The 22,614-nt window shown below is 53.3% G+C and carries 10 protein-coding genes; 6 read left to right on the top strand and 4 right to left on the bottom strand.

Features of this window, described 5'->3' with window-relative positions; translation table 11 throughout:
• Nucleotides 1–48: 48 nt before the first annotated feature.
• Nucleotides 49–1,179: a Gfo/Idh/MocA family protein gene (locus tag J4772_RS23770; protein ID WP_209071676.1), complete on the bottom strand. Its 1,131-nt coding sequence runs from the start codon at nucleotides 1,177–1,179 to the stop codon at nucleotides 49–51.
• A 120-nt stretch (nucleotides 1,180–1,299) separates the two neighbouring features.
• Here J4772_RS23770 and J4772_RS23765 point away from each other — a divergent pair, with 120 nt between their 5' ends.
• Entirely contained in the window at nucleotides 1,300–2,130 is an 831-nt protein-coding gene (locus J4772_RS23765; RefSeq protein WP_209071675.1) for a helix-turn-helix transcriptional regulator, read from the top strand.
• A gap of 121 nt (nucleotides 2,131–2,251) precedes the next feature.
• On the opposite strand, the gene J4772_RS23760 is transcribed toward J4772_RS23765, so the two are convergent.
• Nucleotides 2,252–3,127: a carbohydrate ABC transporter permease gene (locus tag J4772_RS23760; RefSeq protein ID WP_116062986.1), complete on the bottom strand. Its 876-nt coding sequence runs from the start codon at nucleotides 3,125–3,127 to the stop codon at nucleotides 2,252–2,254.
• A gap of 20 nt (nucleotides 3,128–3,147) precedes the next feature.
• Nucleotides 3,148–4,008: an ABC transporter permease gene (locus J4772_RS23755; RefSeq protein ID WP_371822913.1), complete on the bottom strand. Its 861-nt coding sequence runs from the start codon at nucleotides 4,006–4,008 to the stop codon at nucleotides 3,148–3,150.
• A 300-nt stretch (nucleotides 4,009–4,308) separates the two neighbouring features.
• On the opposite strand from J4772_RS23755, the gene J4772_RS23750 reads away from it, so the two are divergent.
• The 5 genes from J4772_RS23750 (at nucleotide 4,309) to J4772_RS23730 (ending at nucleotide 21,116) form a co-directional block, all read left to right on the top strand.
• Complete coding sequence (locus J4772_RS23750) at nucleotides 4,309–6,612, top strand: AraC family transcriptional regulator (RefSeq protein ID WP_247741217.1); 2,304 nt, start codon at nucleotides 4,309–4,311, stop codon at nucleotides 6,610–6,612.
• Nucleotides 6,613–6,778: 166 nt separating this feature from the next.
• Nucleotides 6,779–8,314, top strand: a complete 1,536-nt coding sequence (locus J4772_RS23745; protein ID WP_247740828.1) for an extracellular solute-binding protein — start codon at nucleotides 6,779–6,781, stop codon at nucleotides 8,312–8,314.
• 38 nt (nucleotides 8,315–8,352) lie between these two features.
• Nucleotides 8,353–10,767, top strand: a complete 2,415-nt coding sequence (locus J4772_RS23740; protein WP_209071672.1) for a glycoside hydrolase family 3 N-terminal domain-containing protein — start codon at nucleotides 8,353–8,355, stop codon at nucleotides 10,765–10,767.
• 351 nt (nucleotides 10,768–11,118) lie between these two features.
• Nucleotides 11,119–20,658: an S-layer homology domain-containing protein gene (locus tag J4772_RS23735; RefSeq protein WP_209071671.1), complete on the top strand. Its 9,540-nt coding sequence runs from the start codon at nucleotides 11,119–11,121 to the stop codon at nucleotides 20,656–20,658.
• 131 nt (nucleotides 20,659–20,789) lie between these two features.
• A complete protein-coding gene (locus tag J4772_RS23730) occupies nucleotides 20,790–21,116 on the top strand; it encodes a hypothetical protein (RefSeq protein ID WP_209071670.1) in 327 nt (108 codons plus the stop codon).
• A 492-nt stretch (nucleotides 21,117–21,608) separates the two neighbouring features.
• Here J4772_RS23730 and J4772_RS23725 read toward each other — a convergent pair whose 3' ends face one another.
• Nucleotides 21,609–22,526, bottom strand: coding sequence for a DsbA family protein (locus J4772_RS23725; protein WP_209071669.1), 918 nt, complete (start codon nucleotides 22,524–22,526; stop codon nucleotides 21,609–21,611).
• Nucleotides 22,527–22,614: the final 88 nt, after the last annotated feature.

The following is a 22,614-nucleotide window of genomic DNA, read 5'->3' as shown; positions in this document are numbered from 1 at the left end:
AACTTGGGGCTGTCCTAAAGTAGGGACAGCCCCAAGGCGGGCGAGGTTCTAAAATAAAGGAACGATGACCGACTCGCCATTGTTCATGGCCGATTCATGAGCGCAAATGCCGGCGGCCGTAATGTTGCCTCCAAGCACCTCGTCGATCCACGGCTTGCGGTTTTCTATAATGCTGGAGACGAATTCGTGCACAAGATGAGGGTGCGAGCCGTGATGGCCTGCGCCCGCGCCTTTCTGAAGAGACTCGTGAGGGTTAAGCGGATCGTAGTTGCCGCCGACCGTAAAACGTTGAATCTCCGGCGGAAGCGATTGATGATAGTTAGGCATTTCCGCGATTTCGACGGTCATGTTGCGTCCGCGTCTGCCGTCGACCGCCGGAAGCGCCGTTGTAACGTAAGGTTTGTCGCTGTCCTTGAAGCCCCATTCGAAGCTCTTGCTGCTTCCGTATACGAACATGCCCTCCTGATATTCCCGCGCAGTTTCAAACAGAGAACGAGTTGCTTCGCCCTTTAACCCGTTTTCGAACTCGAAATGGGCGCTTTGAACAGGAAACGGGTTGCCGTACCGCTTCGTTAATTGTTCTTCCATCGTTCCCGAGCCTACGCAGCTGACCCGTTTAATTCTCGAGCCGGAGAGGGCGACCATCGGCCCGATGGCGTGAGTGCCGTAATACATCGGCGGAAGGCCGAGCCAATAGTCCGGCCAGTTGGCCATATCCTGATAATGGGTGCCGCGCAGGAATTGAATTCTGCCAAGTTCGCCGCTCGTTATCATCTGTTGGGCGTAAAAGAACTGATAGGTGTAGAGGGTGGTCTCCATCATCATATAATTTTTGCCCGATTTGCGCGTTGCTTCCGTGATGCGGCGAATGCCGTCAAGGGAGATCGCCATAGGTACCGTACAAGCGCAGTGCTTGCCGCTTTCCAACACCTGTACGGTTTGTTCCTCGTGCTGAGGAATCGGCGTGACAAGGTGAACGGCGTCTATCGAATCGTCGCGGAGAATTTCGTCGAAGCTGTCATAGGTTTTGGCGATGCCATAGTAGCTAGCCGTTTTTCTCGTCAGCTCGCTGCTTGCGTCATAGATGCCGATCGTTCCTACGTTGGGATGATGCTGATAGATCTCGCCGAAAGCCCCTCCGAACCCTAATCCTACCAGTGCCACGTTAATCTTTTTCATTGTTGTCCCTCCCAGCGAATTTATCTCAATAGTAGAGCGTTTGAGCGGAAAAACACATTGATAAATCGAGTTGAAGCATGTATAAAATGTACTAAAGAGATATTTATGGAGGGGCAGCGATTGAAGCAAATATATCGGATCAATGAGAACAGAATCATTGGCAGCGCCAATCGCAATGTTTACGTAAATGAAGCCCTGCACCCGAACAGGGTGATGAAGGAGCATGACTTTGTCTATATCGAAGAGGGATATTGGGAGATTTATCAGAACGATCAGTGCTATAAGCTGTATCCGAACGACGTCATTCTGCTTCGCGCCGGGGAGCATCATTACGGATTAACGCCTTGCAGCCCCAATACTAAGACAATGTATTTGCATGTAAATTATGATGAGCAGGATCATACGGCCATGAGTGAAGGAGCAGAGGGAGCCGCTAAGCATGTCGAGTTGGATACGGTGATCCATTGTCAGGGCAGCTCGAAAGTCAAAGAGACTTTTCAGCAAATCGTGTATACACATCTATCCGATAACCGGTATAAGAACGAGAAGCTGTCCGTCCTCTTTAACTTGCTGCTGTTGGAGTTATACGAGCATGCCGCTGTCGCAACGAATAAACCGAATATAGCCGAACGGATTGTTGAGTTTATTCATCAGTATCCGCAGCGTTTTTTTACGGCCAAGCAGCTGTCGGAGGAATTTTATTTGAATGAACGCACAATAATGAAGCATTTCAAGGCGCAATACGGCAAAAGCATATACGTCTATCAGCTCGATCAGAAGATGGAAGCGGTGCGCCTGTTCTTATTGAACCATCCCGATATTAAGCTGCATGAAGTCGCGCTGAATTTCGGATTTTACGATGAATTTCATTTGAGCAAGACGTTTAAGAAGAAATTCAATGTTTCTCCGAGCCAATACCGTTTGCAAATCGCGGATCAAACAAATGAATAGATTCCAACTGTGATGTTACGCAGGCTGCAAGCGTGCTGACCAAGCCTAGAGCGCCCAAACGCAATTGTTGGGCGGCTGCAAGAGTGCTGGCCAAGCTTGCAGGTTGCTGATGCTTTCCTTTCTACTCCTTAATCGACCCAATCAACAGCCCCCGAATAAAATAGCGCTGAAGGAAAGGATAGAACAGTACGATCGGACCGATCGTCATAATGGCCGTCGCCATTTTGACCGATTCGCTGGGCAGTTGGGCCGCTCCCATGCCGGATACGGTAGCCTGCATTTGCTGGATCATGCTGATCTCGGAGTTCAGCTTGAAGAGCAAATACTGCAAAGGATACAGCTCGGTTTTGTCGACCAGCATGATGGCGTTAAACCAGTTGTTCCAGTAGCCGATGCCGTAAAACAAGGTGATGGTCGCCAGCACCGGCATGCTTAACGGCAGGAAGATGCGGAAAGCGATGAACAGGTCGCCCGCCCCGTCGATTTTGGCCGCCTCGATCAGCCCGTCCGGAATTTGCTTCATATAGTTGCGCACCAGAAACAGATTAAAGGGCGAGAAGACGAGCGATGGAATAATAAGCGCCCACAGCGTATTTTTCAAGCCTAGCCCCGTACTCATCATATACCACGGCACAAGCCCCGTATTGAACACCATCGTAATAAAGAAGAACATTGCCAGATGATTGCGATATTTGACATGCTTGGCGGCCAGCGTATAGCCTGCCAGTGAAGTCATCAGAACGGCTAGCAGCGTACCGATGACAGTTACGGCAATTGATACGGTGTAGCTCTGGAGCAGCGGCGAATTTCCGGAGAATAGCAGCTTATAGGCTGCGGTAGACAACTTCTCCGGAAAGAAGCTGTAGCCGTTGGCGCTAATGGAGCTTTCATCCGAGAAGGACACGATGAGCACAAGCAGCAGCGGCAGCGTGCACAGGATGGCAACGCCTGAAATGACGATTACGTTCACATAATCAAACCAGGTTTTTTTTGGCATGCGGATGTATTCCTTCCTATTTAAAATAAGGAATTGTCGGGGTTTTTCTTACGGACGATCCAGTTGACGCCAAAGACGAGAATGAAGCCGACTACGGATTGATAGACGCCGACAGCCATCGCTTGAGACGGATTGCCGATCGTGCGCAGAGCTCTGAACACATAAGTATCGATAACGTCGACGGTCGGATACAGCAGCCCGTTGTCTTTAATGATGGCATAGATCATATCGAAGCTTCCGTACATGACTTTCCCCAGCGCCAGCAGGGACAGAATCGATACCGTAGGCATGAGCAGAGGGAGCGTAATGCGCCGGATTTGCTGCCAGCGGTTGGCGCCGTCTATTTGCGCAGCTTCGTATAGCGTTCCGTCGATACCCGTTATGGCCGCCAAGTAAATGACGAGCGAGATCCCGACATCCTTCCATATGTTCGCTCCGACCAGAATCGCCACCCAATATTGCGGAGAAGAGTACCAATTCACCGGCTCCATCCCGAGTACGACGAGCGCTTTGTTCACTAATCCGAAGTTGGTGGCAAACAAGCTGTAGATGACATAGCCGATAATGACCCAGGACAGGAAGTTTGGAAAAAGAATCGTCGATTGCGTCATTTTCGAAAACCATTTGTTCTTCAGCTCGTTAAACAGAATGGCCAGCGCCAGAGCGCACAGCGTACTGAAAACGATAAACAATACGTTAAGCCGCACCGTGTTAAAGGTAACCTGCCAAGCTCGGTCGGAAGCAAAGAAGAAATGAAAGTTTTCCCACCCTACCCACTGCGAACGCCATATCCCCAGCTTGTAATTAAATTTCTGAAAGGCAATCAGCATATAAGGGAGCGTTAGGTAGCCAAAAATAAAGGTGTACAAAGCCGCGGGCATCGCAAGGAGGTAAGCCGAACGGTTGCGGCCGAGTTCCCGGACAACGGCCAACAAGCTGCGCCCTATTCTCAAATGGATCATCTCCTGTCGGGGTGTTTGTTTACACTGTAAGGAACGGGCGGGGGGGAGTAAACTTTGATTCCATGCAAAGCCGCTACTTTCCGAGAGAAACGGGCTTTGAATTTCTGAAATCCCTACAATTTTATTGAAAGAGGATGAAATAGGAGACAATTTATATATAATGAAGGGGCTAAGCGGGTGAACCAAGCATTCTGTAGGCGGGTGATGATGACATTGAAGATGAAATCAAAGCTGCTACAGTACCAGGCGTATCGCAGCATGCTCTTAAGCTTTATTTTTCTGGCCTCTGTCCTGGTAGCCTTGATCTGTGCGACGCTGTTTACGCTATTTGCCCACAGTTCGTCGCGAGATGTCGGGAAAATTTCGGAGTCGATGCTCAGCCAGACAAGCTATGCCGCCAACATTATCGAAGAGCAGGTTTACGAGATCGGAAATCATCTGCTCAGCAATCGGTCGATGGTGACCTCGATCTATTCGAAGAAAGTCGATTATATTGAAGAGTTTTATACGGTAAATGCGCTAAAAAACATTGAAGCGACGTACCCGTTTATCGAATTCATTGGCTTATACAACGGCTATACGGATCGTTATATCAATTCGAAGGGCATTACGGCTGAGTATGAGCGGGAGCTGCTAGAGCAGCTCGATACCGCGGACAAAAAGTACGGGATTTTTTTCCCGCGCACCTTAAGCAGTCCCGGTCTTGGCGGGGAGAAACGATTGCTGACGTTCGTGCTGCAGCCGGGCTTTAATTCGTATTTGCCGAAGAAGGGCGCGATTGTCATTAACGTCAACGCGGACTACATGCGGCAGTTGATCGGCGGGCTGCAAAATAAAAGCTCCAGGTATTTGATCGCGATGAATACGGAAGGCGTCGTTCTCAGCCATTCTAATGAGGCGTATTTTCTGGAAAACTTCAGCGAACAGGATTATGTGCAGCGAATCCTTCGAGACAATGCCGATTCCGGCAGCTTCAGCGCTGCGGTCGACGGGCAGAAGAGCCTGGTCAGCTTCGTCAAATCGGAGGAGCTTCATTGGTATTTTGTCAGCGTGAGTCCGGTAAAGGATCTTTTTTTTAATTTGAATAACGTTAAAGTGCTTACCTTAACGGTGGCTTTTATTATTTTCGGGATCGGCATCTTCCTGTCCATATGGCTGACCAACCAGATGTACAACCCGATTCAGCGACTGTATCAGAAAATCACCGGAGCCGCTGCGGGCGGCAGATCGGCGGCGGAGGCCAGCAAGCGGATTAACGAGTTTTATATGATCGACGAGACATACTCCAGCATCGCCCGTAAGGTGACCGAAATGGAGCCGGCCGTGGCCGTCGCCCGCAAAAGCGGTCTGTTCAAGTATTTGACCGGCAGTCAGACCGATCTGACCGACCGGTTTTCCGAGCCGCCGGCGGGTCCGTATTTTAACGTTGTCGTGCTGGTGATCGATCGTCTGCAGCAGTTTAAGCAGGAGCATTCCGAGCATATGCAGTCGCTGATCCGCTTCGGGATTTGCAACATTGCCCAGGAATGGCTGGCCGGAGACGAGGCGTGCAGCGAGTGCGAGGTCGTCATAATTAACGAGCATGAGATCGGGATTTTGCTGCAGTTAAAGGATGCCGGCGAGCCGCCCGAATTGACGCTGCGGCTGTTGGAAATCCAGCGAACGGTGCAGAGCTATTTTAAAGTATCGCTGACGGTCGGAGTCGGCCGCACTCATCAAGAGCCGGAGCAGATCAGAAATATTTATCTTAAGGCGAGGGAAATGACGTATAAGCGCTTTTTCCAAGGACCGGGACTGCTCTACAAGGACGAGCCCGCAGACGATTCCGCAGCGTCCGAGACGGAATATCCGGAGGGGCTGGAGAAGAAGCTGATCGAAGCGATCCGAATGAATCAGGCGCAAGCGGCAGTCCGCATCATAGATCAGTTCATCGCCTCGCTGCACGGAGCCGACTATCATCATGCGCTCTATATGCTGCAGCAGCTGCTGACGGAGTTAAACAAGCCATATAATCTGATGGGCTCGGCCGTCGGCGAGCAGCGGGAATTGTTCGCGCGTATGGCGTTTCACGCCGTTTCCTATGAAACGCTGGAGGCGTTTGCGGCGGATTTGGCGGCCTTGTGCCGCTGCATCTGCGAACAGATGGAAGCCAAGGCCAAAAACCGCAGCACGGAGCAGATGAGCACGATCAAAGCGTATATCGAGCAAAATTATTGGAAGCCGGACATTTCCGTCGACTTTTTGGCCGATTATGTCGGTCTAACGCCAGGCTACTTGGGCAAGCTGTTCAAAGCGCAGTATCAGCAATCGGTTAACGATTATTTGAAGGACGTTCGGCTGGAGCTGGCGAAGCGAATGCTGCTGGAATCGACGGAATCGGTCCAGGCGATCAGCGAGAAGGTCGGCGTTCATAATACGACTTACTTTTTTACGCTGTTCCGGAAGAAGTACGGCATGTCGCCCGTGCAGTATCGCAACGATGCCATCCTCCACCGCAATCAGGAGGCGGAACCCGGAGAATAGCGGGCCATTCTCATAAAGTGAATGAAATCGAATTAAATCTAGCGGCGGTTGCAGCCGAATTAAAGGGATTCGCAATTTTTGAAGTTTACCTGCGCTTGCCGCCTTGATTATGATGGGGACGGTTTCATCGGAAGGACCATCATTACAAAAAAGGGAGCGTATCCGAATGAAAAGAGTCTGGTTACCGATGGTTGGCTTGCTGGTCGCGTTATCCGCTGTAACATCCGCTTGCAGCTCGTCGGAGGGCGGCAATGCCGCCGGCGGGAATACGGGAAGCACGGAAAGCAAGGAAGTCGCCCAAGAGAACAACGGCGAGAAGAAGCTGGTCCGATATGTGATGCCGGGAACGGTGCCGCAGGATCAGAAGGCGGGCGAAGCGGCGATCAACAAGAAGCTGGAGGAAGACGGGCTGAATCTTCAGTATGAGGCGATCTACATTCCTTGGGATGTGTGGGATCAGAAGACGAACCTGATGATGTCGACAGGCGAAGAGTTCGAGCTTATCCACATTATGCATGACAACAAAGGCCCGAACGTTCTGGCCAGCAACGGCGGCATCATTCCGATCGACGAATATTTGGACGAGTACGGTCCTGAACTCAAGAAGAGCTTGCCGGATTGGGTATGGGATACGGTCAAAATTTCGGGTAAAATCTATTCTGTGCCGAACTACTGGCTGGACAGCGCTTATGCGGACGGCATGGTTACGGTTCGTCAGGATTTATTGGAGAAAAACGGGCTGCAGGCGCCGAAATCGGCCGATGATTTGTTGAAGCTGGCGGAGACGCTGAAGAGCAGCTGGCCGGATGCGAACAAAAATGTGTTCATTCGGACGCTGAATACCGAGCCGGCTTATTACTTGCATCCTACGTACGAGACATATCCTTTTACCGTATTTCAAAATCTGATTCGAATCGATCAGCAGGGCCAGGTTTCTTCCTGGATCGAAAGCGAGGAGTTTAAGAAAGACGTTGCCTTCTTCCGCGAAGCTTACCAGAAGGGGCTGGTCAATCCGGACGTTCTGACGGCGCCGACCGAGGTTGTGAACAATGAGGAGCAGATGGGACGTTTTCTGTTCCGCGAAGGCGACGGCGTAACGGACAAGGTGGGCGAGAAGGTTCCGGGAGCGAAGCTGGAAGGCTATTTCTTGAACGAGTCGATCAAATTCAGATCGTACGGCGTGCGCAATTCCAACGGTGTTAGCGCAACATCGCCGCATCCGGAAGCGGCCGTGCAATTTCTGAATTGGGTGTTCAGCAGCCAGGATAACTTTGATCTTGTATTGTACGGACCTGAGGGTGAGTATTGGAAAAATATCGGCGACGGGCTAAAAGAGGATTTGAAGCTCGACAGCAACGGCGCTCCGGCTTATCAGGTCGCCTCTTGGATGCTCGGACATGTGGAGATGATCCGCTGGGCGGCCAATACGCATCCGACGATTCTGAAATATCGGGCGAGTCAGAGCACGGACGCGGTCAACAGCGTTACGCTTGGGTTTAACTTCGATGCGACCGAGGTAAGCGTGGAATATACGAATACGCTGGCGGAGTTTAATACCAGCATTTTGCCGATTAAGTTGGGTCTGCTGGATTACGAGACGGCTTTCCCTGCCGCTCTGAAGAAAATGAAGGCTGCCGGACTGGATAAAGTGGTGGAGAAGTATAACGAGCAGTTACAGGCTTTTTTGCAGGCTAAGCAGTAAACGGAATCGGCTAATTCAAAGGTTTAAGGAGCAAAGCGATGGAACTTTATCGGGATCAAACGGCCCCCATTGAAGCGCGGATAGAGGATTTGCTGGGCAGAATGACGCTCAAGGAGAAGGTCGGCCAGCTGAATCAGCGGATGTACGGCTGGAATGCCTATCGCAAAACGGAGAACGGCTTCGAGCTGACCGAAGCGTTCATGGAGGAAGTCGCCGCGGGCGGCGGGATGGGGGCGCTTTACGGCCTCTTTCGCGCCGACCCGTGGTCCAAGGTGACGTACGAGAACGGAATTACGGCGGCGGACAGTGCGAAGGTCGCCAATCAGATTCAGCGCTATCTCATCGAGCATACGAGGTTAGGCATCCCGGTAATGCTCTCGGAGGAATGTCCCCATGGGCATCAAGCTTTGGACGGAACGCTGACGCCGACCAATATCGGCATCGGGGCAACCTGGAATCCGCAGCTCGCCGAGCAAGCCTATGCACAGGTTGCCGCTGAAATTCGGGCGAGAGGCGCTCATCTGGGCTTGGTGTCCACGCTTGATCTGCTGCGAGATCCGCGTTGGGGCCGTTCCGAGGAATGCTTCAGCGAGGACCCGCACTTGACGACGCAGTTTACGAAAGCGGCCGTTCATGGGCTGCAGGGCTATCGGCGGTCTGAAGTGGAGACGGTTGGGCAGAAGCAAGAGGGGCAACCGCAGGTTGGGGAACAACCGGATGTGCGGCAGCAGACCGGGCACTCGGAGCAGGCGGGGAAGCAGGGGCAAACTCAGCTTGCGCCGAACAAGGTGGCGGCGGTGCTGAAGCATTTTTGCGGGCAAGGTGCGGGCGAAGGCGGGATGAACGCTTTTCCGGCTTCAATCGGCGAGCGCGAGCTGCGCGAGATTCATTTGCCGGGCATGGAAGCCGGCGTGGAGGCCGGAGCGCTCGGCTGTATGGCGGCCTACAACGAAATTGACGGCATTCCTTGTCATGCGAACCGCAAGCTGCTGTCTGGCATTTTGCGCGAGGAATGGGGCTTTGACGGGATTGTCATGGCCGACGGTACGGCGGTCGATCGTTTGCTAGCTTTGACGGGCGACTATGAGTCCGCGGCAGCTTTGGCCTTAACTGCGGGCGTCGATATCAGTCTGTGGGACAAGGCGTTCAGCACGTTGGAGCAGGCCGTGCTGCAAGGGAAAGTACAAGTGTCCTTCATCGACCGGGCTGTCAGGCGCGTGCTGCAGCTGAAATTCCAGTTGGGCTTGTTCGAGAATCCGTACACGGCGGAAGAATCGGCTGCGGAGATCGTGGGCAACGAGACGGCGCGTCAAGTGAATTTGCAGTTGGCCAGAGAAAGCGTTGTGCTGCTGAAAAACGAAAACCAACTGCTGCCCCTTGACGCCGGACTGCGGCAAATCGCCGTGATCGGCCCGAATGCGGATGCCCTGTATCATCAGCTAGGCGACTATACCGCCATTCAGCGTCCGAACTCCGGCACGACGGTGTTGGAAGGAATCCGGGAGTTGGCGGGAGATGCGAAGGTGGTCTATGCCAAGGGCTGCTCCGTTCGCGGCGATTCGCGCGACGGCTTCGCCGAAGCGGTGGAACTGGCGCGGCAGTCCGAGGTTGCCGTCTTGGTGATGGGCGGCAGCAGCGCGCGTAATTTCGAGCTGAAGTTCGATATTAACGGCGCGGCGATCGTGGAGGATGGACAGCCGTCCGACATGGACTGCGGCGAAGGCGTCGATCTGGCCGATTTGCGACTGGGAGGCGTGCAGTCGGAGCTGATCCGCACAATTGCCGCAACCGGAACGCCGATCGCGCTTGTGCTGATTCAAGGCAGACCGCACGCCATTGCAGACGTGGCCCCGGATTGCCAGGCCATCCTGTCGGGCTGGTATCCCGGACCGGAGGGCGGCAGGGCGCTTGGCGAAATTTTGTTCGGCGCCGTGAACCCAAGCGGAAAGCTGGCCGTTACGATTCCGTATTCGTCCATGTCTCTGCCGGCGTACTACAACCGCAAGGACCAGGGCTACGAACCGAGATACGCGGATTGTCCGCGGCCTGTCTTGTATCCGTTCGGGTACGGGCTAAGCTATGCGGAATTTGCTTATTCCAATATGAGAGCCGTTGCATCGGAACGGACGCTTCAGCAGCTGGATGCCGGAGAGAGCTTCGAAATCGAGATCGATGTGGAAAACACGGGAACGATGGCCGGAGCGGAGGTTGCGCAGCTGTACATCAAGGATATGGAAGCGACTGTGACACGGCGCGTGAAGGAGCTGAAGGGCTTCCGGAAGATCTGGCTTGAGCCGGGCGAGAAGCGAACGCTGAGCTTTAGCCTGACGGCCAAGGAGCTTGGCGTCTGGAACGTCGACATGGCCAACGTCGTAGAAGCCGGCCGAATCAAAGCGATGATCGGCGGCGATTCCGAGCCGAGCTGTAGTCTGATGCTTCGTGTGGCGGATTAATAGAGATGAGGGGGGCCGGCGCGAGCCGGTCTCTTTTGGTTGTTGATGTCTGGGGAAATTTTTAAAGCGGTTAATCCGCGCTAATTCGGAATATAAGGAGGAAATCGTCGATTTAAAGCGGGAAGCCCGCTTTAGCCTGAAAAGTCTCAAGAATGAACAAGCTTTCGTAGCTGGTTCAACTGACGTCGGCCTGCCGCTCGCTCGTTAACATTTAGGATTTAATTCCAGTTTGTCATATGACAAAAAACATGACTTCCTTCTCTGTGCGCTCGATTAGCCGGGCGATAGAATGAAGCAGATGCCGAATCTTCATGGAAGATCGGCTGATTGCGCATGGAGAGGAAGAAGGAAATGAAGCTATTCATTCCATTTCAAAGATTCGTCGCTTGTTTGTTAGTGTTCGCGATGGTGGCGACAAGCTTTACAACAGCGGCATTCGCGACGACGCAAGGGGAAGGACGCGACGCCGACTACAATGCGGAGCTGCTTCGTCTGTTAACCGAGGAGTACGGAGCGGATCAAGCGCCCGCGATGCTGGAGACGCTTCAGAAGCTGGGCCTGGCGGATACGAACGGCCAACTGCTGAATTACTCTATTCTATTAAATGGCCAAGTCTATACATTAGAGGAAATGAAACAGCTATTGGCGGATGTGAGCGTCGACTTGACGCAAACCGCCGAAGTCGATGGCGAGCCGATAACGCTTGCGGCGCTTAAGGAAATGATCGCTATCGAGGAGCGGCTGTCGAGCCTGCTGCCTGCGGGAGAAGAGGGCGGAGCGGGCATATCTCCCGAGCATCTGGACAGCCTCGATTCTTTTCTGGCGCAGATTGAGGAAGACGGCGGGCTGATTTTTATCGACGAGAACGGCAATTCGCTCAGCGAGCCGACAACGAGCTCACAGCGGATGATGCCGTTTGCCAACCCGGCGAACCCGGCGGCGAATTATGAAGATACGGTCTATGTCACCATAACGAAGTATGTAATCGTGGATAAAGACCCGAAAATCACCTTCCAGCTCAACAAGGCGCAAAATGTCGCAGTGTCCTTCGACTACGAGCAGATTGCAGGCACGCAAGGCTCCGTTCCGGGCTCGACCAACCCAACGGGGACGGTGACGTTTAGTCCGGGGGAGACGACGAAGGAAGTCACATTTGCAACTCGTACCGTTAACGACTCGGCGATCTGGAACTTTTCTTGCCGGAGAATGGTTGGAAACCCTGCGCGACCTGTAGATTGCACAGAAGCGGAAAAGCAGCCGGATCAATTCCGCGATCAGGTATGGGCCGGATACGCCCGTGCCGATTATTTTCATTTTCACCATTTCAAAAACCTGGATTACATGGATTTCAACTTTAGCAACGGTACGACAAAACAATTCACTCATTCGTATAACGGCGGCGCTTATCTGGCTTTCGCATCCAAAACGGGCAATGACGGCGGAAACGGAGGCATTGCCACCATTCCGAATTTTTTCGAATACGCCATGCGAAACGGGGTTCACAGCCGTTATATAGGCCTCAATTCCATATTGCAGGCCTCCTCTACAAGCGGCTTCTATACGACAGGGCAAATTTTGCCGATCCAGATCTTATTTAGTCAACCGGTCATCCATTCCAGTCCCAGCGGCTACGACTTTCAACCCAGGCTGATGCTGGATAACAATCTGATTGCGCAGCCTGCCCTTGTTGTGCCTGCGGTCAGACAACAGTACGGTTGGGGGGCGATGTCCTATAGATACGATTATCAGACCGTGCTGGACAAGTCTACTGTTGCGGCTTATCGGCAAACGACTCAGAGCGGGGAAACGTATACCGGATTAAATGTGAAGCAATCCGATGGCGAGAGTAAGCCGAATTATTACATCATCTCCGATGACGACTACCGACGAGAAGAGCCGATAGGGTCTCTTCAAGACCGTTATGGCCTAATGTCCTGGAACAAGGATTACACGAATGCGCCAAACATTGAACTGGATTATGCGCGTTCAGACGTATTCGGCTCGATTGCGCTGGATAAGTCATCTTATCTGATTGGCGATACGGCGACGGTGACGGTTAATCTGGTAACCGGCGACACTCAGGAGGATTGGCTGATTGACGGAGCTACGGTACCCGAAGAGATTGCTAAACGGGTCAAGGTATCTCTTGGAGATCGCTCCGTTGGCGTCATCGATCTGGACTGGAAGACGGGAGAAGACGGGCTTCCGATTTCCCCGCCCGCTCTGGAAGGGAAATTGCAAATTACACAAACGATATTCGACGCGCTGACGGACGCAGATGCAGCCACGGACGGCAAGCAATTGCGTGCGAAAATTTTCTATAACCGGAATACGACTCCAGGCGCGTTAGCCGTCGGCAACGTTGAAGATATGGGAATGCTGGCCGATCGATTTGCCTATCTGGAGGTTACAACGCCCAAATATATTTCCTCTGCGGAGCTGTCGATCACCTACCCGGCAACCTGGCCGTCCGGTACGCCTTATGTGGTGAACCTGATCGATGCGACGGCAACCAAGCTGGGGTTCGCATATCCGCCGAATGCGACCTATACAACGCCGGATCAATTCGAATGGCGCAGCAGCGATACTATGATCGCGGGGATTACGGCCGACGGAACCATCCTTCCCAAGATAGCCGGCACGGTGACGTTTACGCTGGCAGCCAAAAACAACGGAGAAGCGGCGGAAGCGACGGTGACTTCGCAGACGATTACGATTAGCGCGGACGGTTCCGCGGCCGTAGTCGTACCGAGCTTTGCCAACCGCGTGTACGTCAACAAAAACAAAGACGCGAACATCCTGTGGTCCACCAATGTGATGGATCGCTATAAAGAGCTGGCCGGAGCGGGCGGGACGGTGCAGGACGCCAACTTCAAGCTGGAGCTGTACGATGGATTTTGGGACGAGGCGCAGCTTGCCGCACAGCAGCCGACGCAGAGCTGGGAAGCTCCGACTGCTGCCGAGCTGATCAACGCAACAAGCTTTAAGATCCCGGGCTCTTATATGAAGGACATCTCGAGCAGCAATGTGCCGAGCTACACGGTTCGCATCGGTACGGTTAACCCGGAAAATGCACAGTCCACGCTGTCCGCGCTATCGTATATCGTCGTGAGATCGGAAGCGGCGACAGTGACGCTGGACAAGTCGATGGGCCAGTTTGTAGTCGATTCCGTCGGCACGCTGCCGATCAGATGGACGCTCGACCATTTCGATCCGGTTAATCGGGGCGAATTTGAGTTTCAGATTACTAAAAATGGCGTGCTTATACCGGACAGCCGCATCGTATTCGACCAAACGACAGGCCAGTTTAGCGATGGCAATGTGACAGCGACGGGGGGAAGCTACAGCTTAAATATCGCCCCCGTAACCGGAAGCAGGCAAATCAAAGACGTATACGCCATAACGCTGGCTGTGAAGAACAGCACGGATGCGACCTGGTCGTACGATTCGTTGTATTTGCAGGTGTATAAGAACGATGCGGTGCAAATCCAAATCGACGGTCAACCGGCTGCCTCTTACAAGATGAGCAACGTCGACCGCATTAAGCAGATGACAAGCGATCAAATTATCGCCTTAAAGCGAAATATTTTGCTGAACAACGAGCTGGGCGTCAACAACAAGGACTACGACGATCTGGGAGAGATTACCGATCAGATCGCCTGGAAATCCTCCAACAATGACGTAGGCACCATCTATCATCGCAGTGACGGCTATGTCGAGGATATCGAGAAGTTCAACAATTCCTCCTATCAGCCGAAGCAGAAGTTTCTGCTCGGCGGCACGAACGACGGCCGAACGACGATAACCGCCACGCATGCCCGCACCGGCATGAAGGCCGAGCTCGATCTCACTGTCGAGACGCTGAAGGACAAGCTGTATTTGTTCCAGCTCTATCCGAAGACAGAAACGACTTTGACCTACACGAACGGCGCAGGCGCCGAAAAATCGGTGAAGAGCGATGCCAACGGACAATTGGCGCTGTACGACGAGAGCGGCATTGCGAGCGATGCGTATGTGACCTCCGTATTTGACGGCTCGACCTATACCGGCGTGTTTAGTCAGGACAGATTGCTGTCGCAAGAAGGAAATCCGGCGCAGTTGGAGCTGTATCCGATTAATATTTTGCAGCTTCGCCAGTTGTCGAAGGTCGAGCTGTTCTTCAAGAAGCCCGACGGCAAGCCATACACCGGCAAAGTGACCTATCGCGGCGGCGTATACAAGAACGGCAATTATGCCGAAGCGACGGAGATTGGCGGTTCGGGTATTACCGAGACGCTGGCTGCCGACGGCAAGCTGGAAATTATTTTCGATACGACGGACTTTTATTCCGTGGCGGCAGGGGAGAAGAATGCCGCGGATCTATCCGCCAAGGACAAGCTGGAGTTCATCGTCGAAACCCGGTTCGAGGGCGACCGCTACAATCCGAGCTTGGTCGCGCTGAACGGCGATGCGAGCCCGATCGACCGCATCCTCATCGGCGACAAAATCGTCAACATGATCGGCAACGATCGGCAGCAGCCGACGCCTGTCATCGTGAATCAGTTCGTCGCAAGCAGCGATAAAGGCGTCAAAACCGATATTCGCGATTACCGCGGCAAGTACGGTCCTAACAATGCGTACCCGAGCATTCAATTGACGACCGAATTGCTATGGTGGGGAGAAGAGGCGGATCAAGAGGCTTATGCCGTGCTGCAGAACAGCACAGGTCTTGCTCCGCAAGGGCAATCCTACCAGACGCTCAAGTATCCGTTCTCGGATCTGTGGCTGACGCGTCACGTCCAAGTGCTGAATAAAGATACGATCTGGCTGGACAAAGCGCAATCGGGCTCGGTGCATTTCAAGCTGTACGACAAGCCGGACAGCTTCCGCAAAAGCTTCACGTCGACGGCCACGCTTGTCAATATGATCGGCGCTTCCGAGGTCAGCGCTGCGGAGCTTCGCTCCGGTCTTCAGAAGCTGAAAAGCGATATGAACGGTACCAATGGAAGCACGAAAGGTCCGAGCAATAACGACAAGGTCGTTCTGGAAACGCTGAGCCTGTTGGGCAATCTGAAAATGGACGTCGGTCCGCTCGCGATGAGAGTGTATCCGACGGACGACCCGATGGTGTTCAAAATGATTATGTCGGCATCGCTGGACAAGATGGCGTCGACACAGGGCAGCAGCGATGTACAGTTCATGAAATCGAATAACAACTTTGCGCCCGGCGCCGGCGATCTGTACAAGATCGCGATGGGGCAATATGTGGCGGATCAGAAAAACCAGCTTGCCAAAAACATAGCCGGGCATTCCGGCAAGAACATTCCGTTCAGCGCAGGCGGATACTACATTGGAGAGATCAAGTACAATGTGAAGACCGACGCTTGGGAAGCTGTCGTGCATGGCGGGGGCTTCAATGCAGGCGGAGGCTTCGAGTATTCGTGGTCCTGGAACGTTCAAGCGGGCTTCATACCGGTGACGTTCTCGTTAACGATTGGCGGCGGTCTCGAGGTCGGTTTCAGAGCTTCCGTTCTGTTCGACGAAGTGCCGGGCAACCCGTGGAGCAATCCGCAGTTGGAGAGCGTTAACGATTATTTGACCTCGCTGCGCGTCCTTGCTTACATCGAAGCGTTCGGCGGCATCGGCTTCGACTACTCGATTATCGCGGCCAAAATCGGCGTGTTCGGCAAAATTACGCTGGAGAACACGAGCACATGGCTGAATCGGAATTATTTGCAAAACAGCAGCGATCGCGTATTGTACGGCAACAAGCTGACGCTGGAAAGCATTGTCGGCATACGCGTTGTCATTAAGTTCCTGTTTATCTCGATTCAGCACGACTTTGCTTCCTTGCGTTACAGCCATACGTGGCTGTCGAAAAACTGGGACAACATTCAGGATTACTGGAAAGAGCATGCGACGATGCCGCTTATGGCATCCAATGCAGAGGTTGCCATCCTGGCTTATATGAGGTCTATCGGCGAAGATCCGATGCAGATGTTCAACTCGCAGACGGTGGAGGATCGCAGCTATCTGGACGAATACGATCGTTCATGGCGGCAAGCGCCATCCAGCGCGGGAAGAAGCTTGCTTGCCGGTGCGCCGGGCGGACCGCAGGTGCTGGAATCCAATGCCTATCCATATTCCAATCCGCAGGTGGCCGCGGACGGCTCGCTGTTCGTCTACCTGTCCGACAACAACAGTGCGAATGTGGAGGATACGGCTGCCGCTTGGGCGGTTCGCAACGGTCAGGGCGGCTACGATCCGCGCGGAGAGATTGTGACGGACGCTGCGCTTAAAGGTTATGGAGATACGGGATTGCAGCTTGACGGAGAGGGCAATCTGGTCGCCGCCGTCTGGGTCAGACAGAAGGATAAAATCGGCAAGGAAGCCGGAGAAGAGCTGACCGGCGCCGACATGCTGCTGATGAACAACAGCGCCGAGATCATGGTTGCCGTCTATGACGGGACGAACTGGGTAACGAAACGTCTGACGGACAACCAAAACCCCGATATTGCGCCGATCGTCTCGGTCGGGGGCGGCAAAGTCGTCGTCGCTTACCGCAGCGTCTATTCGTCCAATATCGACAATCCGCTGGATTTCTCCGAATCGGACAGCATCGTGTATACGGTGTACGATACGGACAGCGGCGTGTGGAGCGATGTCGAGACGCTGTATAACGGCACGAACGGTACGGTTATGGGAATGTCGGCAGAGACGCTGACCGACGGGACAACGGCCGTCGTCTATACGGTAAACAAAGGCAACACGGATTCTATCCCGGCAGATCAGTATGTCGCCGGAACGGATAACGAGATTGTGTACGCGGTCATCGATACGTCGGCGGACCCGGCAGCCCCAACCTCCGGTTGGAAAACCAAAGGCGTCGTGAAAAATCTGCAGGTGACCTACGATCGCAACGTGAACGAGAATCCGCAGTTAACGAGCATCATTTTCCCGGATGGGACGGAACGCTTTGTGATGGCCTGGTATACGACAAGCGGCGAGGATGAGAGCGCTGCGGAGAATATCCGGATGCTGGCGTTCAACCGGGACGGAGAAGTGTATTCGGAATTTGTGGATAGCTTGAGCGCGGTGAAGGCGTACAATAACGTTCGAATTCATCCGAACTTTGTGTTTGCGAAGATGCCGCAGGCGGACCGCAAGCTGGAGCATCTGTCGCTGATCTGGAAGGAAGCTCAGGTCGAGACGGTTTCCGGAGATACGATTAGCCGCGACGCGCTGAAGGCGGTGAAGCTCGGCCTTAGCGGCGGGGAGCTGTATCTCTCGGGCGTCATGGAGCTGGGCGCGATGCCGGACGATACCGCCATTGATACGATTGCGGCGTATGTCGCCAACAGCGCGGGGACGGAGATTAGAGCCTTGCTGCTGGGCACGACGTATACGACCGATACGGAAGTTGTGGGCAGCATTACGCCGAAGCAGGAAGGCCAAGCGGGAGGAGACGCCATTCCCGTTACCGTGTCCAAGACGGTAAGCGCCATGTATACGGCCAGCGCAACGTACCATAATCAATTCAATGCGGATCAAGTGGTCTATAACCCCGGCGAGATCGTAGCCGGCTACGACTTGCCGATTCAGTTCAATGTCGTGAACCAAGGTTTGTCCGCAATTCAATCGGTGGACATTACGATTAACGGGGCGCAGACGAATTATGCTAATTTGTCGCTCGTACCTAACAGCGCCCAAGGCTTGATTGCCTATTATACGGTGCCTTCGCCGATTGCGGATGCGGCGTATCAGATTGAGGTTGTTTTCGCCGATGGGGAGCGGCAATCGACGGCAGGCACGCTGCGGCTCGATGTGCCGGATACGGGAATTTCGAAAATTAAAGTGATGAAGGAAGAGGCTGGCAAGCGCGTTCTGTCCATTCCGGTCTACAACAAGAACGGCACAACGTCGAGCGGCAAGGGGCGCGTCGTTAAGCTAGCACTGTACGAGGGCAACCCGTTCACGGACGATACGAGAATCGGCAATGTCATTGCGATCTCGGATGCGGACGCTCTGAGCCTGATCGATCAAGGCGCATATGTCGAGACGGTGGAATTCGATGTCCGTGCGTATTTGATCAGGCATGGGCTGACGGAAATCCCGGATAACGGGATTACGATTTATTTGCACAGTTGGGCGGAGGATGCGCAAGGTCAGCCGCTCAAAGAATTCGACGATTCCGACAACGAGGCCAAAGTGACGCTCGACAACTTGGCGCTCAAGTACAATGAAAACCAAGTGCTGCTGACGATGGAACAGACGAATACGGCTTCCCGTACGAGTGTGGACCTGACGATGCAGAACATGAAGATGGCTCCGATTACTTCCGGCAACGTGCTGCTTAATTTGCTCGATGCCGAGGGGCAAGTTCTGGAGACGAAGTATGTGGCCACCGACGCGGCAGGGCTGCTGTCGTTCTCCGCAGAGGAGAAGAAAACGACAACGGTACAGTTCAGCCAGGCCGGGCATTCCGTGCAAGGGGTGTTCTTCCGGGAAAGCGCAGATGTGCTGGACGCAACGTTAAGCACGGTCAAACTCAGCGGCGTGCCGCTGGACTTCGATCCGGGGCAGACGGCGTACGCTCTGCAGGCAAGCGATCTGAAGCGGACGCAGTTGGTGGCGGCGGCGTCCAACAGCGAGGCGACCGTGTCGCTGCTGGACATTAGCGGCAAGCCGATTCGCTCGGGCAAGGGCTTCGTGTCCGTCGATCAAACGCTGCAGCTGTCGGCAAGCGGCGCCGTGAACGAGTTTAAGATTTCCGTGCAGCCGGCTAGTGCGTCGGGTACGGCGACGACCTACCGATTCAGCGTGACGAACATGCAGTCGTCCAGGCCGCAGCTTGAGCTGAAGGTGAAGGGAACGGCGGGTTCGGACGGCAAATATGCCGGCAATGTAGAGGTAGCTTTGTCTCCGTACGTCGTAGACGGCTTTAAGATCGATAAGGCGATGTACAAAGTCAATGACGAGAGTTGGTCGCCGATCGCCTACGACGGCAATACGGAACAGAAGCTGACGACGTTGTCGAAGGAGGGCTCCTATAAGGTTGCGGCCAAGGTCGTATTGGCATCGGGCTTGGAGTACGAGGTGGACGCTGCAGGATTTGCCATTGGCGGCTCGACAACGCCAAATCCGGACCCGGGAACAGGCCCCGGATCCGGCTCCGGCAATGAAGGCGGTAACGGATCTAACGGCGGCAAGAACCCGGGGACATCTCCGGAAACGCCGTCTGAGCCTAAGCCGGATCCAGACGCGACGTCTATCTTCAACAAAGGTCTGATTCAGTGGGAGCAGATGCTGCAGGCTATCAAGGAGCGACTGGCGTCGGCGGACCCGAATCAGACGGCGTTTGCGGACACCGCGACGCATTGGGCGCGGCAAACCATCGATAAGCTTGCAAATCTAAAGGTTCTCGTCGGGTATAGCGACGGCAGCTTTAAGCCGAGCAAGTCGATTACGAGAGCGGAGTTCGCTTCCGTCATTGCCAGACTGTTCGTGTTCACGCCTGCGCCATCCGAAGCGACGGTAATCTTCGCCGATCTGAACGGGCATTGGGCGGAGGCCAACATCGCCGACCTGGCCAAGCATGGAATTGTCACAGGCTACGGTGACGGCAGCTTCCGGCCGGATGCGACGATAACAAGGGAAGAAATGATCGTCATGATGATGAGGCTGGTGAACGAAGCGGCGCTGCCGCAGACGGGCCGGGCGAGCTTCACGGATATGACGGATGCCGGGAAGTTCGCGCGGCAGTCGATAGACGCCGCGGCGCAGGCCGGATTGGTTCAAGGGTACGACGGAAAGCTGCTTCCGAAGGGCAAAGCCACTCGCGCAGAGACGGTTACGATGCTCTGGAAGCTGCTCACGCTGGACCCGGAATTGAAGACGATTTTGGAGCAGTAGACGCAATTGAAGGCGTCCCGATCCCTCGATGCAGGGGCGGGGCGCTTCTTCTTTACATGGTTACTGAAAATCATTATCATCAAAATGAGGTTAACGCGATATTTTCCGAAAGTTTAGGCGGTGTCGCACACATGGAAGCAGATTTGAACGTGCCTACAGAGCAATGGATGGGCAACAGTTTCAGGATGAAATCGATCGTCAGAATCATCAAAGCTCCGCACGAGCTTACCGGCGAAGAGGAATTCGAGTGCTATCGGGTGCTCTATGTGCCGGAAGGGAAGGAATCGAGCAAGGACAATTATATGTTTAACCATTATGAGCTGGAGTTTGGCGACAATCCGCAAATCTTTTCCACGTTGGAGAAAATGAACAGCCTGTCCAGTCGCGGCGATATTCAATCCGAGTTTCAAGTAAAGGTGCTTTTCTACGAGCTGCTCGCTGGCGGCGCTTACGGATGAATGGCAGGACAGCGAGGTATGGAAGGGTCTTAAAGCCGTCAAAAACAATCAGGTATACCCGCTTAACGGCGAGCTTGTTCTCTGCATCGGTCCGATCGGCCAAGCTTACGGAATCGACACGGTCATTGAGGCGATGAAATAGAGATTGGCGAAAACTCACATGGAACCGGGGCTGTACCGTAGCCGCTTCAAGTTGCTGTGAAAAATAAACAAGAGTTTACGTACGCAGGAAGTTAGTCGGAAAATCGTACAAAACAGCTCGAATCAGGCTTAAACGGCGGGCGTTTGTTCGAAAGATCGTACAAAGCAACTCGGATCAGGCTCAAACGGCGGACGTTTGTTCGGAAAATCGTACAAAACAGCTCAAATAGTCATATGCTCCTGAAATCGCCTTGTTACGGGTTTACCTATTCGGATTTCAGGAGCATATAGCAGCGGAGGCTCAAACTACGAACATTTGTAGGAATAATTTTATGTGACAACCTCGTTCGTTCAGCTCATTTTAGCCGATGTAAAATACAGTTCCCCCAGAAGCTCCTTCGCTTGATAGCGGTCATGCGGCAGCTCTTGTTGCACAAAAGCGGCAACTTCCGATTGCTCAAGATCGTACATCACTTCAATTTCCTTGGAAAATAGCAGTTTCTCTTTCTCCAGCAGGTTGGCAAAGGAAGGAACCGATTTGGGCAGCAGCTCCTCTTGATTAAGAGCTTGCTTTAATCCGTTAACGTAGAATTCGAACGGACGACCGCCGGATATTTTTACGCCCTTATTTTCCTCATTAATCATCATAATAGTCGGGAAGCCTCGAACCCCTAATTTTCTCGCCAGAGCAAAATCCTCATTCAATAATTGTTGGCCGACAGGCTGCTCGGCTTCGGTGACAATGGCTTCGCCATCCAATCCAAGCTGATTTACAATTTCAATCATCTCGGATTTATTGGCTATATTTTGGTTAAACGCGAACAACGCTTCTCTTGCGCGGCGCAAATACTCGAATGCTTGGGCATCGGAATGATTCTTTTGAATGATTTTAAAGACGCGAGAGGGGGGATAGGAGGATTGAACCGGATAGTCGATCATTAACGACCCGTCAATCGGCATTCTCGAATGCTGTCCTACCTCTCTCCAATGACCGGCCACGTCGGCCGGTTTATAGATTCCGTTAGCGGGATCGATCGGGCCGTCGTGCCATTTTTCCAATAAACCGCCCATCACCGTATGAAAGTTAAAATAGTGTCCATACTGCTCCACAAAGCGGCGTAGAACGGGCTCGATCGCCCAGCAATGAGAACAAATCGGATCGGTGACATAATAAAGCTGAATCGACTTTTGCGGTTGATTAAAATCGATCACTTCCATTTCATCCTCGCCTACTTCTCCGCATACGCCTGTTTTTAGATTGCAGATCATATTTATTTCTCCTCCTCGGTTTGCCTGTATTTGAATTTTAAATCATAATAAAAGCGATCAACACCAATAGTTCCGCGGATTTGTCGGT

This window comes from Cohnella sp. LGH, from assembly GCF_017671885.1.
Lineage (GTDB): Bacteria > Bacillota > Bacilli > Paenibacillales > Paenibacillaceae > Cohnella > Cohnella phaseoli.
This window is presented reverse-complemented; position numbering and strand designations above follow the sequence as displayed.

What these genes read in the sequence shown, in the direction of transcription:
- J4772_RS23770 (WP_209071676.1), bottom strand. Translation starts at nt 1,179, where the DNA reads ATGAAAAAGATTAACGTGGCACTGGTAGGATTAGGGTTCGGAGGGGCT.
- J4772_RS23735 (WP_209071671.1), top strand. Translation starts at nt 11,119, where the DNA reads ATGAAGCTATTCATTCCATTTCAAAGATTCGTCGCTTGTTTGTTAGTG.
- J4772_RS23730 (WP_209071670.1), top strand. Translation starts at nt 20,790, where the DNA reads ATGGAAGCAGATTTGAACGTGCCTACAGAGCAATGGATGGGCAACAGT.
- J4772_RS23750 (WP_247741217.1), top strand. Translation starts at nt 4,309, where the DNA reads ATGAAATCAAAGCTGCTACAGTACCAGGCGTATCGCAGCATGCTCTTA.
- J4772_RS23745 (WP_247740828.1), top strand. Translation starts at nt 6,779, where the DNA reads ATGAAAAGAGTCTGGTTACCGATGGTTGGCTTGCTGGTCGCGTTATCC.
- J4772_RS23755 (WP_371822913.1), bottom strand. Translation starts at nt 4,008, where the DNA reads ATGCCCGCGGCTTTGTACACCTTTATTTTTGGCTACCTAACGCTCCCT.
- J4772_RS23725 (WP_209071669.1), bottom strand. Translation starts at nt 22,526, where the DNA reads ATGATCTGCAATCTAAAAACAGGCGTATGCGGAGAAGTAGGCGAGGAT.
- J4772_RS23740 (WP_209071672.1), top strand. Translation starts at nt 8,353, where the DNA reads ATGGAACTTTATCGGGATCAAACGGCCCCCATTGAAGCGCGGATAGAG.
- J4772_RS23760 (WP_116062986.1), bottom strand. Translation starts at nt 3,127, where the DNA reads ATGCCAAAAAAAACCTGGTTTGATTATGTGAACGTAATCGTCATTTCA.